Genomic DNA, 13,486 nt, shown 5'->3' with positions numbered 1-13,486 from the left:
GCATGAGCGCGCACGACCGCCCCACCCTCGATGCCGCGGCGTTGCATGCGCTGCTGCTGGACGCCGACGGCCCCGAGCTCGCGCTGCTCGACGTGCGCGAGACCCGCCACTACGTCGCGCGGCATCCGAACCTCGCGCGCAATGCGCCGCTGAGCGGCCTCGAGCCGCAGGTCGCCACGCTGGTGCCGCGCCGTTCCACGGCGATCGTGCTCTACGACGACCGCGCGGCGCCCGATGGCCCCGCGCACGAGGCCGCGGCCGTGCTCGAACGCCTGGGCTACACCGGCGTGCGCCTGCTGGCCGGCGGCATCGAGGCCTGGGCCGCGCAGGGGCTGCCGTTCATCGACGGTTACGGCACGCTGGTCAAGGCTTTCGGCGACCGCGCGCGGCTGCACTTCGGCACGCCCTCGGTCGGTGTCGAGGCGCTGCGCGAGCGGCTGCGCGACGGCCGGCCCACCACGCTGGTCGATGCGCGGCCGCGCGCCGAATTCGAATTCCTCTCGCTGCCGGGCGCGCGCAACCATGCGGGCACCGAGCTCGCGCTGCGGCGCTTCGAGACGCCCGCCGCTGCCGACCACCTCTGGGCCATCAATTGCTTCAGCCGCACGCGTGGCATCGTCGGCGCCACCACCCTGCGGCTGCTGGGCCGCGCGCGCGATGCGGTGTTCGTCGAGGACGGCGTGATGGACTGGGGCCTGCAGGGCGGCCCCGTGGTGCAGAACGCCGCGCCGGCCGACCTGCTGCCGGCCGAGTCGCCCGAACGGCTGCGCGAACTGGCCGACGGCCTGATCGCGCGCCACCGCCTGCCGCTCGCCGATGCCGCGCAGCTCGCGCGCTGGCAGGCCGACCCGCGGCGCAGCCTCTACCTGTTCGACGTGCGCCCGCAGCCCGACCCGGCCTTCGCGGGCACGGCGGTGCAGCAGGTGCCCGGCGGGCAGCTGCTGATGCATTTCGAGAACCTCGTGGGCACGCGCGGCGCGCGCATCGTGCTGTTCGACGACCCGGCGCACCGGCTGCGCGCCGCCATCACGAGCTTCTGGCTCACGCAGCTCGGCCAGGCCGAGGTGCATGTGTTCGACGGCCCGCTGCCCTCCCAGGGCCTGCCGCAGGCCCCTTCCGCCGCGATCGCCGATGCCCCGCCCGCCATCGAGGCCGAGGCGCTCGAAGGCGCCACGGTGGTCGACGTCGGCCCCAGCCTCGAGTACGAACGCGGCCACCTGCCGGGCGCGCTCTACCTGTTGCCGGCCTCGCTGGCACCGCTCTCTCCATGGATCGTGCCGGGCCGCACGCTGGTCTTCACCTCGCCCGACGGCATCGCGGCGAGCCGCGTGGCGCGCGATGCGCAACGCCGCTGGCCCGGGGCCGGCGCGCGCTTCGGCTGGCTCGCGGGCGGCACCCAGGCCTGGAAGGCCTCGGGGCGGCCGCTGTCGACCACGCTCGAGGCGGCGCGCCTGCTGACCCCGTTCGACGACGACTGGGGCTCGGTGATGCGCGTGTTCGGGCCGCGGCGCGACCCGGCCTGGGCCGACTACCTGGCGTGGGAGCGCGCCCTGTCGGCGCGCGTGGTCGCGGACCCGACGGTCCGCTTCCGCTTCTTCGCGCCGGACTGACTCAGCGCGCCGGCGTGGGCGCCGGGTCGGGCAGCTCGATCTTGATGTCGAGCACCTCGAGGTTGTCCTGCGTTTCCAGGTGGACCTTGATGTCCTCGGGATTGATGGCCACGTACTTCGAGATCACCGCCACCAGCTCGCGCTGGAGTTCGGGCAGATAGTCGGGCCGCCTCTTGCCGCTGAGGCTGGAACGCTCGTGGGCGAGGATGATCTGCAGGCGTTCCTTGGCAACGCTGGCAGTCTTCTTCTTTTCGCCAAGGAGGAACGAGAGGAACGACATGCCTTATCTGCCTCCGAAAATCCGCTTGAAGAAGCCCGGCTTCTCGGCCTCGACGAAACGCATCGGCCTGTCCTCGCCGAGGAAACGCGCCACCACGTCGCTGTAGGCCTGGGCCACGTCCGTGTCCTTGTCGTGGATCGCGGGCACGCCCTGGTTGGAAGCGTGCAGCACGCTCTCCGACTCGGGGATCACGCCGATCAGCGGAATGCGCAGGATGTCCTGGATGTCCTCGAGCGAGAGCATCTGGCCGCCCGCCACCCGGTTCGGGTTGTAGCGCGTGATCAGCAGGTGCTCCTTGACCGGATCGCCGCCGTCCTTGGCGCGCTTGGTCTTGCTGCTGAGCATGCCCAGGATGCGGTCCGAGTCGCGCACCGACGAGACCTCGGGATTGGTCACCACCAGCGCCTCGTCGGCGAAGTGCATGGCCATCATCGCGCCGGTCTCGATGCCCGCAGGCGAGTCGCAGACGATGTAGTCGAAGTCCATCGCCGCCAGGTCGGTCAGCACCTTCTCCACGCCTTCCTGCGTCAGCGCTTCCTTGTCGCGCGTCTGCGAGGCGGCGAGAACGAACAGGTTCTCGCACTGCTTGTCCTTGATCAGGGCCTGGCTCAGGTTGGCCTCGCCCTGGATCACGTTGATCAGGTCGTACACCACGCGGCGTTCGCAACCCATGATCAGGTCGAGGTTGCGCAGGCCCACGTCGAAGTCGATCACGGCCGTCTTCTTGCCCGCGAGCGCGAGGCCCGAGGAGAAGCTGGCGCTCGTGGTCGTCTTGCCGACGCCGCCCTTGCCCGAGGTCACCACCACTATCTTGGCCATGGCCATTCCTTCTTGTTTCGATTCGGTTGTTGCTGGATCGCTGCCGCGTCGTCCCGCCCTGCCGTCAGGCAATGGGCTCGATCACGATTTTCTTGCCATCGAGCCGGATCTGGGCCGCCTTCGCGAGCACCGAGTCGGGCAGCGGCACTTCCGAGGTCCGGTAGATGCCGGCCACCGCCACCAGCTGGGCTTCGAGGCAGGTCGAGAAGATCCGCGCCTCGGTGTTGCCGCGCGCGCCGGCGATCGCCTTGCCGCGCAGCGGCGCGTACACGTGCACGTTGCCGTCGGCGATGACCTCCGCGCCATGGCTCACCACGGCCGTCACGATCACGTCGCCGCCGCGGGCATAGACCTGCTGGCCCGAGCGCAGCGGCCGGTCGATCAGGAGCGTGCCGTTGGCCGGCACCGGCACCTCGCGCACGATCTGCGGCGCGGGCGACGGGGTGGCCGGCGGCGGCTCGGCCGGGCGCGGGGCCGGGGCGGCGGGCATGTCGGTCACCACCAGGCCGGCGGCGCGGGCCGCGGCGTGCTGGGCCTCGCTGCCGCCGCGCACCGCGATCGGCTGGGTCTGGTGGCGCGCCAAGAGGCCGCGCAGGGCCTCGAAATCGAGCGCGTCGCCCGCCCCGCCCTCGGCCGAGGCTTCCGGCAGTTGCGAGAGATCGATGACCACCGGTTCCTGTTCGAAGAAATCGGGGGAATCCGCCAGCTGGGCGTCGAGCGCCTCGGCCAGCACGCCCAGATCGGTCGTCTTGAGGATGACTGCGATCAGCGGCAGCGTGGCGCTCTTGAATTCGAATACCGCCCTGGTGCGCGCGGCGGAAACATCGGCCATTGGAAAACGTCTGGAAAACGTCGGTGCGAAAAGCCTGGGAGTCTAACGGGCGCGGGGCGCGCGGCGGTGCAGCGCCGCGGCCCGGGCCGGCCCGGAAGCACATTTATTGCACGAGGTTTCACTTTGGGGGCTTGCGCGGGCCCCCGGGAGCGCCTCAGTTCTTCGTGCGGCCCAGCAGTGCGTAAAGAATGATGGCCCCGAAGGTGGCGGTGCCGATGCCGCCCAGCGCGAAGTCGCCGAACTTCAGCGTGAAGTCGCCGGTGCCGATGATCAGCGTGATCGCGGCCACGATCAGGTTCTTGTTCTGCGAGAAGTCGACCTTGTTGTCGACCCAGATCTTGGCGCCCGCCACCGCGATCAGGCCGAACACCACGATGCTCACGCCGCCCATCACCGGCAGCGGGATGGCCTGGATCAGCGCGCCGAACTTGGGGCTGAAGCCCAGCACCAGCGCGATCACCGCCGCCACCACGAACACCGCGGTCGAATAGATGCGGGTGGCGGCCATCACGCCGATGTTCTCGGCATAGGTGGTCACGCCGGTGCCACCGGCCGCGCCGCTGACCACGGTGGCGATGCCGTCGCCGATGAAGGCGCGGCCCATGTAGCCGTCGAGGTTGCGCCCGGTCATGGCCGTCACCGCCTTCAGGTGGCCCAGGTTCTCGGCCACCAGGATGATCGCCACCGGCGCGATCAGCAGCATCGCGTTGGCCGTGAACACCGGCGCGGTGAAGGCCGGCAGGCCGAACCAGGCCGCGTTGGCGATGCCGCTGAGGTCCACCGGCTTGCCCAGGCCCATGCCGTTGGTCAGCACGGCATAGACGACGGTGGCCAGGATCAGCCCCACCAGGATCAGCAGCCGCTGCACCATGCCGCGCGTGAACACCGCCACCAGGCCGACGCAGAGGAAGGTCAGGGCCTGCATCCAGGCGTCGAAGTTGCCGGCCGCCATGTTCTTGATCGGCACGTTCGCGAGGTTGAGCCCGATCACCGCCACCACCGCGCCGGTCACCACCGGCGGCATGAAGCGCTCGATCCAGCCCGTGCCCACGGCCTGCACGATGGCGCCGATCACGATGTAGACCACGCCGCAGGCCACGATGCCGCCCAGCGCCACCGCGATGTTGGCGTTGGGCCCCTTGCCGGCGTAGCCGCTGGCCGCGATCACCACGCCGATGAAGGCGAAGCTCGAGCCCAGGTAGCTGGGCACCTTGCCGCCCGTGATCAGGAAGAAGATCAGCGTGCCGATGCCGCTCATCAGGATCGCGATGTTGGGGCTGAAGCCCATCAGGATCGGCGCCAGCACGGTGGCGCCGAACATCGCGATCACGTGCTGCACGCCCATGAATCCGGTCTGGACCCAGGGCAGGCGTTCGTCGGGCGCGACCACGCGCCCCTCGGTGGCGGCGACTTCGCGCCAGGTGAATGGATTGCTCATGGCTTGTCTCCTCGTGTCGTGGTCCAGGCTTGTAGGGTGCCGGTCGTGCTCAGCCGCGGGGCTGGAGCACCGCCATTGTGATGCGCGAAACGCAGGTCAGCTCGCCCGCTTCGTTGGTCAGGTCGATCTGCCAGACCTGGGTGCTGCGCCCGCGGTGCACCGGGCGGGCGGTGCCGATCACCCAGCCGCTCGAGGCCGAGCGGATGTGGTTGGCGTTGATGTCCAGGCCCACGGCGCGCTCGCCGTCGGGCGCCGAGTAGTGGGCGCCGCACGAGCCCAGCGTCTCGGCCAGCACCACCGACACGCCGCCGTGCAGGATGCCGTAGGGCTGGCGCGTGCGGTTGTCGACCGGGCAGCGGGCGCGGATGAAGTCGTCGCCGACCTCGAGGAATTCGATGCCCAGGTGTTCCACGGTGGTGCCGACGTGGCTTTGGGTCAGGGCCTCGACCGAGATGTCTTTCTTCCAGATGCGCATGGCGTGCTCGTCTTTCGTCTTGGTGTGCTTCGAAAAGGGTGGCGGAAACTAGGGCCTGTTAACTCTATAGAAGGGGTCGCGAAGCTTGCCATAGCCTGCCCATCAAGGCGCGCGACGACGCGTGTGCGTCCGCACACGCTAGGAGCGCAACGCCGAGGGGCGGGCTATGGCAAGCTTCCCTCCGGGCTGCTTCGCCAAGGGGCCGTCTGCGGCGTTGCCCGCGCTTGCAAGGCGGACGCCTTGCTGCGCGCGGGCGCCTTGCATCCAGCCCCTTGGCGAAGCAGCGCGACCCCTTCTATAGAGTTAACAGGCCCTGGCGACGGCGGCTGACATCGGCAGTCGCCTAGGCGTGCTAGCTTGCGTGGATGAAACCCCTCTCCCGGCGCGTCCGGTTCTGGCTCGCCGGCTCGGCCCTGGTGCTGCTGGCGGGCGCCCTCGCGCTGTGGGGGGCCGCGCGCTGGCTGCTGCCCAGCGACGCCGAGGTGTCGCAACGCATCGCCGAGGGCTTCGAGAAGCACTACGGCATCGGCCTCAGGATCGGTGGCGCCCACTGGTCGCTGCTGCCGATGCCGGTGCTGGTGCTGACCGACGTCGCCACCGACCAGCCGCGCCCGGTCACCGTGCACCGCATCGCGCTGCGGCTGCAGCTCGCGCCGCTGTGGAAGCGCGTGGTCGCGGCCGACACGCTCGAGGTCGAGGGCGCGGTGCTGCCGGGCGAATCGATCCGCGCCTTCCGCGGCCGCGCGCCCGAGACCATCGAGAAAGGGCAGATCGCCCTGCCCGCGCCCTGGACGCTGGCCGAGACGCCGCTCGAGCAGCTGCGCTGGCGCGACGTGCGCTGGATCGACCGGCGCGACATCGAACTCGCCTACGACGGCCAGATCGACTTCGACCCCGGCTGGCGCCCGCGCCATGCGCTGGCCGAGCGCACGCAGGCCTCGCCGCCGGCCCGGCTGCGGCTGGACCGCGAGGGCCGCAACGACCGCTGGCAGACCCGCATCGACGTGGCGGGCGGCAGCTGGAACGGCGTCAGCCGCTTCGAGACGCTGGACAACGGCCGCCTGCGCGTGTCGGCCGAGCTCGCGCCGCGCGACGTCGACATCGAGGCGCTGGTCCAGACCTTCGGCCGCCGCACCTTCGTCGCCGGCAAGCTGCACGGCCAGACCACGCTGACGGCCGAGGCCGACAAGGCCGGCGCCCTGATGCGCGGCCTGCGCACGCGCACCGTGTTCTCGGTCAGCCCGGCCACCCTGACCAAGCTCGACCTCGCCAAGGCCGTGAGCACCGCCGGCATCAGCCGCGGCGGGCGCACCGCGCTCGACGAGCTCAACGGCACGCTCGACACCGAGGCCACGCCCGACGGCACCGTGCTGCGCTACACCAACCTCAAGGCGCGTTCGGGCGTGCTCACCGCCAGCGGCAACGTGCGGCTGTTCAACCGGCGCATCCAGGGCGATGCCGCGGTCGACCTGATCGACGGCGTGGTCGGCGTGCCACTCAAGATCGGCGGCACCCTGAGCGATCCCGAGCTCTCGCTGACCGGCGGCGCGCTCGCGGGCGCGGCCGTCGGCAGCGCGGTGCTGCCGGGCGTGGGCACCGCGATCGGTGCGCGCGTGGGGCAGCAGGTGGAGCGGCTGTTCGGGCTCGACGAGCCGCCCGGCTCGAAGAAGAAGGCCAAGCCCTAGCCGATCGCCTTGAGCACCGCGGGCACCGTCAGCACCGCCGTGTAATAGCCCATGAACTGCACCCCGGTGTTGAAGCCGATGGCGCGCGACAGCAGCCCGCCGAGCAGGCCCATGGTGAGGATCACGAACAGCCCCAGCAGCTGCCCTTCCCAGACGCTGATCACCACGATCAGGCCGACGAAGGTGGCGATGATCGCCTCGTGGCTGACCTTGCGCGAGACGAACAGCGCCGCGCGGCGCGCGAAGTTCATGGTGAAGGGATAGGCCACCAGCGCCGCGAGGATCACCGCCAGCATGCCGTAGCCCAGGAACTCCCAGTGGCTCAGCAGGTTGTGCAGGTTGTGGGTCTGGCCGGTGGCGGCGTCGATGGTGAACACCGGTGGCGCATTGAACAGCGGCGCGGCCGGGCCCGCGGCCACCGGGCTCAGCGGCAGGCCGATCGCGATCAGCGGGATCAGCGCCTCGGCCACGTAGGTGGCCTCGGTCACGCCGTTGCGCGCGGCCAGCGTGGTGGTGAGCCGGTGGTAGGCATGCTTGATGCGCGAGCCGACCAGCTCGCCGAGCACCACTGTCATCGCGACCGGGCTGAAGACGAAGGTGGCGCTCGAGATGGTGGCGGTGGCCAGCGTCCATTTCACCTGGCCGCGGTCGAGCACCTTGAAGGGATTCGGGAAGTAGCCGCTCCAGCCCTTCACGTCGGGCGCCAGCGAGAAGGTGCGCACCTTCTCGCGCGCCATGCGCGCCCTGGCCGTCGGCGACAGCACCGAGAACAGGTCGGCCACCAGCGGCCCGATCGCGATACCCAGGAAGTAGCTGATGCTGAGCTTCACGCCGTACTTGGCGGTCAGCGACTGCAGCGCCACGATCACGATCACGAACGGCACCAGCGTCGCCACCGAGGCCCAGCGACCGCTCGAGAACCAGGCGATGGCGACGGCCGCCACCACGAAGATCCATGGCGCCGCCTTGGTGATGGCCGCGCCGTAGGGCGCGAGCAGCACCGCGAACAGCACGGCCAGCGGCACCGCGACGAAGGCCGCGATGATCGCGCCCGACACCATCTTGCGCAGCGCGATGTGCGGCACGCCGAGGTTGCGCAGCATGTTGGCGTCCTGCAGCAGCGGCGTGGCCATGGTGTCGCCCGGAATGCCCAGCAGCGCCGTCGGCACCGCGTGCGTCATGTGCTTGGCCACCGCGGCCGCGAGGAAGAAGGTGAACACGCCCTCGGGCGGCACGCCCAGCAGCACCACCAGCAGGGTCAGCGGCGCGAGCGTGGTGGTCTCGTCGGTGCCCGACACGAGGCCGATGGCGGCGAACACCACGGCGCCCACGAGGCCCATGCCGGTGGCGACGAGGATCTGGTTCAGCAGTGCGGCGTCGATCACGAGGCGGCTCCTTCGGCGGCGGCGCGGGTGCGCGGGCGGTGGTTGGCGAACAGGTCGTGCAGGCCCAGCTCCTGGAGCTCGCGCAGCGCGGCGGGCGGCAGGTCGCTCATCGCGCCCAGGTCGCCATGCTCGCCGGCCAGTTCGGCCAGCACCTCCTCGCGCCAGCGCGGATCGGCCGCGCCGCCTTCCACCACCTCGCGCTTGGGCGCGAACAGCAGCGCGCAGATCAGGCCCGCGATCACGCAGCCCGCGAGGCCCGCCAGCATCGCGTAGGCACGCGCCAGCTCGGGCGAGCGCACGGCGCCCGCGAGCAGGCGGTTGGCCAGCAGGAAGCCGGCCAGGCTCACGGCGATGCCGATCGCGATCGCGCCCGCGAGATGGCGCAGGTCCGCCGTGTCGCCCCAGATTTCCACCAGGCGCCATCGCGCCTGCGTCGTGCCGTTCGGGTTCATTGCTTGTCTCCGTTCTTGCTGGTGTGACGGCACGCGCCTCGCGTGCCGCCGCGGTATCGGCCGCGGTCCGTGGTGCGGGCCCTTCCCGCGATCCGTGAGATTCAGTTTTTGGCGCGCAGGGCTTCGAGCAGCGCCACCGCGCGGTCGGTGCGCACGTCGTGCTCGGTGGCCATCTGTTTGGCGACGGCATCGATCTCGTCGCCCGTGGCACCGGCCACCAGCGCGATGTTTCGCGCATGCAGCGCCATGTGGCCGCGCTGGATGCCCTCGGTGGCGAGCGCGCGCAGCGCGCCGAGGTTCTGCGCCAGGCCCACGGCCACCGCCACCTCGCCGAGCTCCTGCGCCGACTGCACGCCGAGGATCTTGAGCGCCAGCCGCGCGAGCGGATGGGTCTTGGTGGCGCCGCCGACCAGCCCCACGGGCATCGGCATCTCGATGGTGCCGACCAGCGCGCCGCTGCTGTCCTTCTCCCAGGTGGTGAGCGAGCCGTAGCGGCCATGGCGGCAGGCATAGGCATGCGCGCCGGCCTCGACCGCGCGCCAGTCGTTGCCGGTGGCGACGATCACCGGGTCGATGCCGTTCATGATCCCCTTGTTGTGCGTGGCCGCGCGGTAGGGGTCGACGGCCGCGAAGGTGTAGGCGTCGAGCACGCCCTCGACGATCTCCTCGCCGCCGCGCTCGGCGGTCTTGAGCACCGCGGGCGTGAGCCGCACGCGGGCGCGCGCCAGCCGCAGGTCGGCCAGGTTCGAGAGGATGCGCAGCCGCACCGTGCCGCCCGTGAGCTGCTCGACCAGCGGCGACACCGCCTCGGCCATGGTGTTGACCGTGTTCGCGCCCATCGCGTCGCGCACGTCGACCACCAGGTGCAGCACCACCATCGCGCCGCGCGGCGTGTCCTCGAACACGTGCACCTCGATGTCGCGGCAGCCGCCGCCCAGGCCGATCAGCACCTTGTCGCGGCTGTTCGCCACCTCGAGGATGCGATCGCGCGCGCGCAGCAGCGCCAGCCGCGCGCCGTGCGGATCGCCCAGGCCCAGCAGCTGGACCTGCGCGCGCATCAGCGGCCCGCTGCTCGAGGCCTCGAAGCCGCCGCCCTCGCGCGCCAGCTTGGCCATGAAGGAGGCGGCGGCCACCACCGAGGGCTCCTCCACCGCCATCGGCACCAGGTACTCGCGGCCGTTGACCGTGAAGTTGCCGGCCACGCCCAGCGGCAGCTCGAAGGTGCCGATCACGTTCTCGACCATGCCGTTGGCGCGCTCGATGCCGAGCGCGCCGGGCGTGGCGAGCAGCGCCTTCTCCTCGGGCGTGAGCGCAGCGGCCTGCGCGATGTGATCGAGGCGCTGCGCGGGTGTCAGGGCTCGGAAATTGGGGAGGCGGGCGTCGGCGACCATCGTTCGTGCTTCGGTTCGTGCAAGGGGTGGATTCGGAAGCGTGCGAATCTAGGCCCGCTGTACCAGCCTCGGCAGGCACAGTTTCGCGGGACAGTCGGGACAGTGCGGCGCGTCCAGTGCCCGCTGTGTCACAGTCGCCGGCCATGAGCGCATCTTCCAGCCGCGGCCCGCGCGCCGCCCCCATCGCCGATTCGCTCGCCGAGGCCCTCGCGCGCCAGATCGCCAGCGGCGCCTACAAGGCCGGCGACAAGCTGCCCTCGCTGCGCGAGCTCGCGCAGCTGCACGGCTACGCCAAGAACACCGTGGTGGCGGCCTTCGAGAACCTGGTCTCGCGCGGCCTGGTCGAGCCGCGCCGGGGCTCGGGCTACTTCGTGCGCGCGCAGGCCAAGCCCGCGAGCGCCAGGCCGCCCGAGGACGATGCCGGCAGCCTGGGCCGCGCGATGGACATCGTGTGGCTGATGCGCGAGCAGCTCAAGACCGAGCCCGACGCGGTGGCCGTGGGCGACGGCTTCCCGCCGGTCGAATGGCTGGCCGACGTGCGGCTGGACAAGTACCACCCGAAGGTGGTGCGCACGGGGCTCGGCGCGCTGTTCCGCTACGGCAGCCGCTTCGGCTACGGCCCGCTGCGCGAGCACCTGGTGCGCAAGCTGGCCGACTTCGGCATCGGCGCCGAGCCGCGGCAGATCGTGCTCACGCACGGCGCCAACGAGGCCATGGACATCGTCATCCGCTACTTCGTGCCGCCCGGCGGCAAGGTGCTGGTCGACGATCCCGGCTACTACCCGCTGTTCGGCAAGCTCAAGCTCGCGGGCGCGCAGATGCTCGCGGTGCCGCGGCTGGCCGACGGGCCCGACCTCGAGGTGCTCGAGCAACTGCTGGTGGCCGAGCGGCCGCGCCTGTTCTTCACCCAGTCGCTGGCCCACAACCCGACCGGCTCCGACATCTCGCCGGCCAAGGCCTTCCGCGTGCTGCAGCTGGCGCAGAAGCACGACCTGCTGATCGTCGAGAACGACCCGCTGGCCGACTTCAAGCCCACCGCGCTGCCGCGCCTGGCGGCGCTCGACCAGCTCGAGCGCACCATCTACATCGGCAGCTTCTCCAAGTCCTTCTCGGCCGCGCTGCGCGTGGGCTTCGTCGCCTGCGGCGCCGACCTCGCGAGCGACCTCGCCGACCTCAAGGCGCTGATCCACGTGAGCAGCTCGGAGTACGCCGAGCGCACGGTCGACGTGATCCTCAGCGAGGGCCACTACCAGCGCCACCTGAACCGGCTGCAGAACCGCCTGGGCGAGGCCACGCGCGAGGCGCTGCGCTTCTTCGATTCGGTGGGCGCCGAGGTGTTCGCGCGCAGCCCGCAGTCGCTCTACGTCTGGGCCGCGCTGCCGGGCGTGGCCGACTCGCTGGCCTTCGCCAGGGAGCTGCTGCCGCGGCGCATCGTGATGGCGCCGGGCCGCATCTTCAGCGTCGACTCGACGCAGGTCTCGCGCTGGTCGCGCTTCAACGTCGGCGCCATGGCCGACCCGCGCTTCGCGAAGGCGATGCGCGCCACGCTCAAGCGCGTGGGCGGCTGATCAACCCCGGTGGCGCTCGCGCAGCGCGCGCCGGTCGAGCTTGCCGACCGCGGTCTTCGGAATCTCCTCGGCGAAGATCACGCGCTGCGGCTTCTTGTACGAGGCGAGCCGCCCGGCCACGTGCGCGATCAGCGCCGCCTCGTCGACGGCCTGGCCCGCGCGTAGCACCACCACCGCCGTGACCACCTCCACCCACTTCTCGTGCGGCAGGCCGATCACCGCGCACTCGCGCACCGCGGGGTGCGTCATCAGCGCATCCTCGACCTCGCGCGGATAGACGTTGTAGCCGCCGCTGATGATCATGTCGGAGGTGCGGTCCTTCAGGTGCAGGAAGCCGCGCGCGTCGAACACGCCGACGTCGCGCGTGCGCACCCAGCCGCCCGCGACGAAGGTCTCGGCATTGAGCGCGGGCGCATCGTGGTAGCCCGCCACGGCCGAGGGCGCGCGCACCGCGATCTCGCCCGGCGTGCCGGCGGGCACCTCGTTGCCGGCCTCGTCGACCAGGCGCATCTCGACCTCGAGCGCGGGCTGGCCGCAGGCGCCCAGCAGTTCGTCGACATGGTCCTCGGGCCGCAGCACCGCGAGGCACAGCGGCACCTCGGTCTGGCCGTAGTACTGCCAGAAGCGGTGCCGGCCCCAGGCCGCCATCGCGCGCTGGATCACGCTGCGCGGCATCGGCGAGGCGCCGTAGATCACGTAGCGCAGCGCGCTCACGTCGGTGGCGGCCAGTTCCGGGTGCTCGAACAGCATCTGCAGCATGGTCGGCACCAGGTTGATCGCCGTGATGCGCTCGGCCCGCAGCGTGCGCAGGAACAGGCCCGGCTCGAAGCCCGGCAGGATCACGGTGCGGCCGCCGCGCAGCCAGAACGGCAGCACGAACACGCCGCTGGCATGGATCAGCGAGGCCGCGTGCAGCATCGCGTCCTCGGGCGTGGCGTTCAGCAGGTTCAGCAGCACGTTGCGGCAGATCGCCGCGTACGAGGCCTGCGTGTGCTGCGCGGCCTTCAGCGTGCCGGTGGTGCCCGAGGTGAAGAGCGTGAGCACCACGTCGTCGGGCGAAGGCTCGAAGTCGGGCGCCGTGGCGGGCAGCGTCGCCGCCCGCGCGAGCAGGTCGGGCGCGCCCTCGAGCGCCGCGCCGAGGCCCAGGCAGGCCAGGCCCGGTGCCGCCTCGCGCAGCGCCGCCGCGCGCTCGGCCAGGTCGGGGCCGAACACCAGGTGGGTGCAGCCGGTATCGGCCAGCATGCGCGCATGCTCGGCCAGCGAGAGCCGCGCATTGAGCGGCACGCGGTTGATGCCGGCCTTCACGCAGGCGAAGTCCAGCGGCACGCTGTGCAGGCCGTTGTTGAGCAGCAGCGCCACGCGCGTGCGCGGTTCCGCGCCGGCCGCGTGCAGCGCCTGCGCGAGCCGGCTGCTGAGCTGGTCGACCTCGGTGAAGCTCAGGCTGCGCTCGCCGAACACGATGGCGGTGCGCGGGCCATGCTGCAGCGCGCCACGGCGAATCAGTTCGAGATAGGTGGGTTGGTGCAAGTCCGTGTCTCCTGTGTGTTCTTC

Annotated in this window: 12 protein-coding genes; 3 read left to right on the top strand and 9 right to left on the bottom strand. The window is 71.2% G+C overall.

The features are described 5' to 3' along the window. Window positions 1–2 precede the first annotated feature (2 nt). Window positions 3–1,610, top strand: a complete 1,608-nt coding sequence (locus AC07RM_RS10325) for a rhodanese-like domain-containing protein (RefSeq protein ID WP_495334394.1) — start codon at window positions 3–5, stop codon at window positions 1,608–1,610. A 1-nt stretch (window position 1,611) separates the two neighbouring features. On the opposite strand, the gene minE is transcribed toward AC07RM_RS10325, so the two are convergent. The 5 genes from minE to AC07RM_RS10300 form a co-directional block, all read right to left on the bottom strand. Then, window positions 1,612–1,890 (bottom strand): cell division topological specificity factor MinE, encoded by a 279-nt coding sequence (gene minE / locus AC07RM_RS10320; protein WP_093343682.1) that lies wholly within the window; start codon window positions 1,888–1,890, stop codon window positions 1,612–1,614. Window positions 1,891–1,893: 3 nt separating this feature from the next. Beyond that, window positions 1,894–2,709 carry a septum site-determining protein MinD gene (minD, locus tag AC07RM_RS10315; protein ID WP_093344160.1) on the bottom strand — a complete coding sequence of 272 codons (816 nt, stop codon included), beginning with the start codon at window positions 2,707–2,709 and terminating at the stop codon, window positions 1,894–1,896. A gap of 64 nt (window positions 2,710–2,773) precedes the next feature. Next, window positions 2,774–3,541: a septum site-determining protein MinC gene (gene minC / locus AC07RM_RS10310; RefSeq protein WP_093343684.1), complete on the bottom strand. Its 768-nt coding sequence runs from the start codon at window positions 3,539–3,541 to the stop codon at window positions 2,774–2,776. Between the two features lie 154 nt (window positions 3,542–3,695). Further along, window positions 3,696–4,979, bottom strand: a complete 1,284-nt coding sequence (locus AC07RM_RS10305) for a solute carrier family 23 protein (protein WP_431510899.1) — start codon at window positions 4,977–4,979, stop codon at window positions 3,696–3,698. A 49-nt stretch (window positions 4,980–5,028) separates the two neighbouring features. Continuing rightward, window positions 5,029–5,454 (bottom strand): hotdog fold thioesterase, encoded by a 426-nt coding sequence (locus AC07RM_RS10300; RefSeq protein ID WP_093343687.1) that lies wholly within the window; start codon window positions 5,452–5,454, stop codon window positions 5,029–5,031. 365 nt (window positions 5,455–5,819) lie between these two features. On the opposite strand from AC07RM_RS10300, the gene AC07RM_RS10295 reads away from it, so the two are divergent. Beyond that, window positions 5,820–7,139 carry an AsmA family protein gene (locus AC07RM_RS10295; RefSeq protein WP_495334393.1) on the top strand — a complete coding sequence of 440 codons (1,320 nt, stop codon included), beginning with the start codon at window positions 5,820–5,822 and terminating at the stop codon, window positions 7,137–7,139. Here the strand turns inward: AC07RM_RS10295 and AC07RM_RS10290 are convergent. The 3 genes from AC07RM_RS10290 to AC07RM_RS10280 all read right to left on the bottom strand — a co-directional run bounded on the left by AC07RM_RS10290 (window position 7,136) and on the right by AC07RM_RS10280 (window position 10,367). Continuing rightward, complete coding sequence (locus tag AC07RM_RS10290) at window positions 7,136–8,524, bottom strand: tripartite tricarboxylate transporter permease (RefSeq protein ID WP_177239342.1); 1,389 nt, start codon at window positions 8,522–8,524, stop codon at window positions 7,136–7,138. The genes AC07RM_RS10295 and AC07RM_RS10290 overlap by 4 nt on opposite strands. Next, the gene (locus tag AC07RM_RS10285) at window positions 8,521–8,976 is read right to left on the bottom strand and encodes a hypothetical protein (RefSeq protein WP_296788478.1); all 456 of its coding nucleotides are present in this window, start codon (window positions 8,974–8,976) and stop codon (window positions 8,521–8,523) included. Before AC07RM_RS10285 ends, AC07RM_RS10290 begins: the two co-directional genes overlap by 4 nt. A gap of 101 nt (window positions 8,977–9,077) precedes the next feature. After that, the gene (locus AC07RM_RS10280) at window positions 9,078–10,367 is read right to left on the bottom strand and encodes a hydroxymethylglutaryl-CoA reductase, degradative (protein ID WP_495334391.1); all 1,290 of its coding nucleotides are present in this window, start codon (window positions 10,365–10,367) and stop codon (window positions 9,078–9,080) included. Between the two features lie 143 nt (window positions 10,368–10,510). Here AC07RM_RS10280 and AC07RM_RS10275 point away from each other — a divergent pair, with 143 nt between their 5' ends. Beyond that, window positions 10,511–11,935: an aminotransferase-like domain-containing protein gene (locus AC07RM_RS10275; protein ID WP_495334390.1), complete on the top strand. Its 1,425-nt coding sequence runs from the start codon at window positions 10,511–10,513 to the stop codon at window positions 11,933–11,935. Here the strand turns inward: AC07RM_RS10275 and AC07RM_RS10270 are convergent, their stop codons facing one another. Beyond that, window positions 11,936–13,462 (bottom strand): class I adenylate-forming enzyme family protein, encoded by a 1,527-nt coding sequence (locus AC07RM_RS10270; protein ID WP_495334389.1) that lies wholly within the window; start codon window positions 13,460–13,462, stop codon window positions 11,936–11,938. It lies immediately after the preceding gene. Window positions 13,463–13,486 lie beyond the last annotated feature (24 nt).

This window comes from Variovorax sp. GW821-FHT09B05 (assembly GCF_059418265.1).
Note: the sequence above shows the minus strand (reverse complement) of the source record. Positions and strands in the feature narration are given on the sequence as shown.

Bases quoted from the DNA above. Each gene is read 5' to 3' on its own strand.
- AC07RM_RS10325 (WP_495334394.1), top strand. From the start codon at position 3: ATGAGCGCGCACGACCGCCCCACCCTCGATGCCGCGGCGTTGCATGCG.
- minE (WP_093343682.1), bottom strand. From the start codon at position 1,890: ATGTCGTTCCTCTCGTTCCTCCTTGGCGAAAAGAAGAAGACTGCCAGC.
- minD (WP_093344160.1), bottom strand. From the start codon at position 2,709: ATGGCCAAGATAGTGGTGGTGACCTCGGGCAAGGGCGGCGTCGGCAAG.
- minC (WP_093343684.1), bottom strand. From the start codon at position 3,541: ATGGCCGATGTTTCCGCCGCGCGCACCAGGGCGGTATTCGAATTCAAG.
- AC07RM_RS10305 (WP_431510899.1), bottom strand. From the start codon at position 4,979: ATGAGCAATCCATTCACCTGGCGCGAAGTCGCCGCCACCGAGGGGCGC.
- AC07RM_RS10300 (WP_093343687.1), bottom strand. From the start codon at position 5,454: ATGCGCATCTGGAAGAAAGACATCTCGGTCGAGGCCCTGACCCAAAGC.
- AC07RM_RS10295 (WP_495334393.1), top strand. From the start codon at position 5,820: ATGAAACCCCTCTCCCGGCGCGTCCGGTTCTGGCTCGCCGGCTCGGCC.
- AC07RM_RS10285 (WP_296788478.1), bottom strand. From the start codon at position 8,976: ATGAACCCGAACGGCACGACGCAGGCGCGATGGCGCCTGGTGGAAATC.
- AC07RM_RS10280 (WP_495334391.1), bottom strand. From the start codon at position 10,367: ATGGTCGCCGACGCCCGCCTCCCCAATTTCCGAGCCCTGACACCCGCG.
- AC07RM_RS10275 (WP_495334390.1), top strand. From the start codon at position 10,511: ATGAGCGCATCTTCCAGCCGCGGCCCGCGCGCCGCCCCCATCGCCGAT.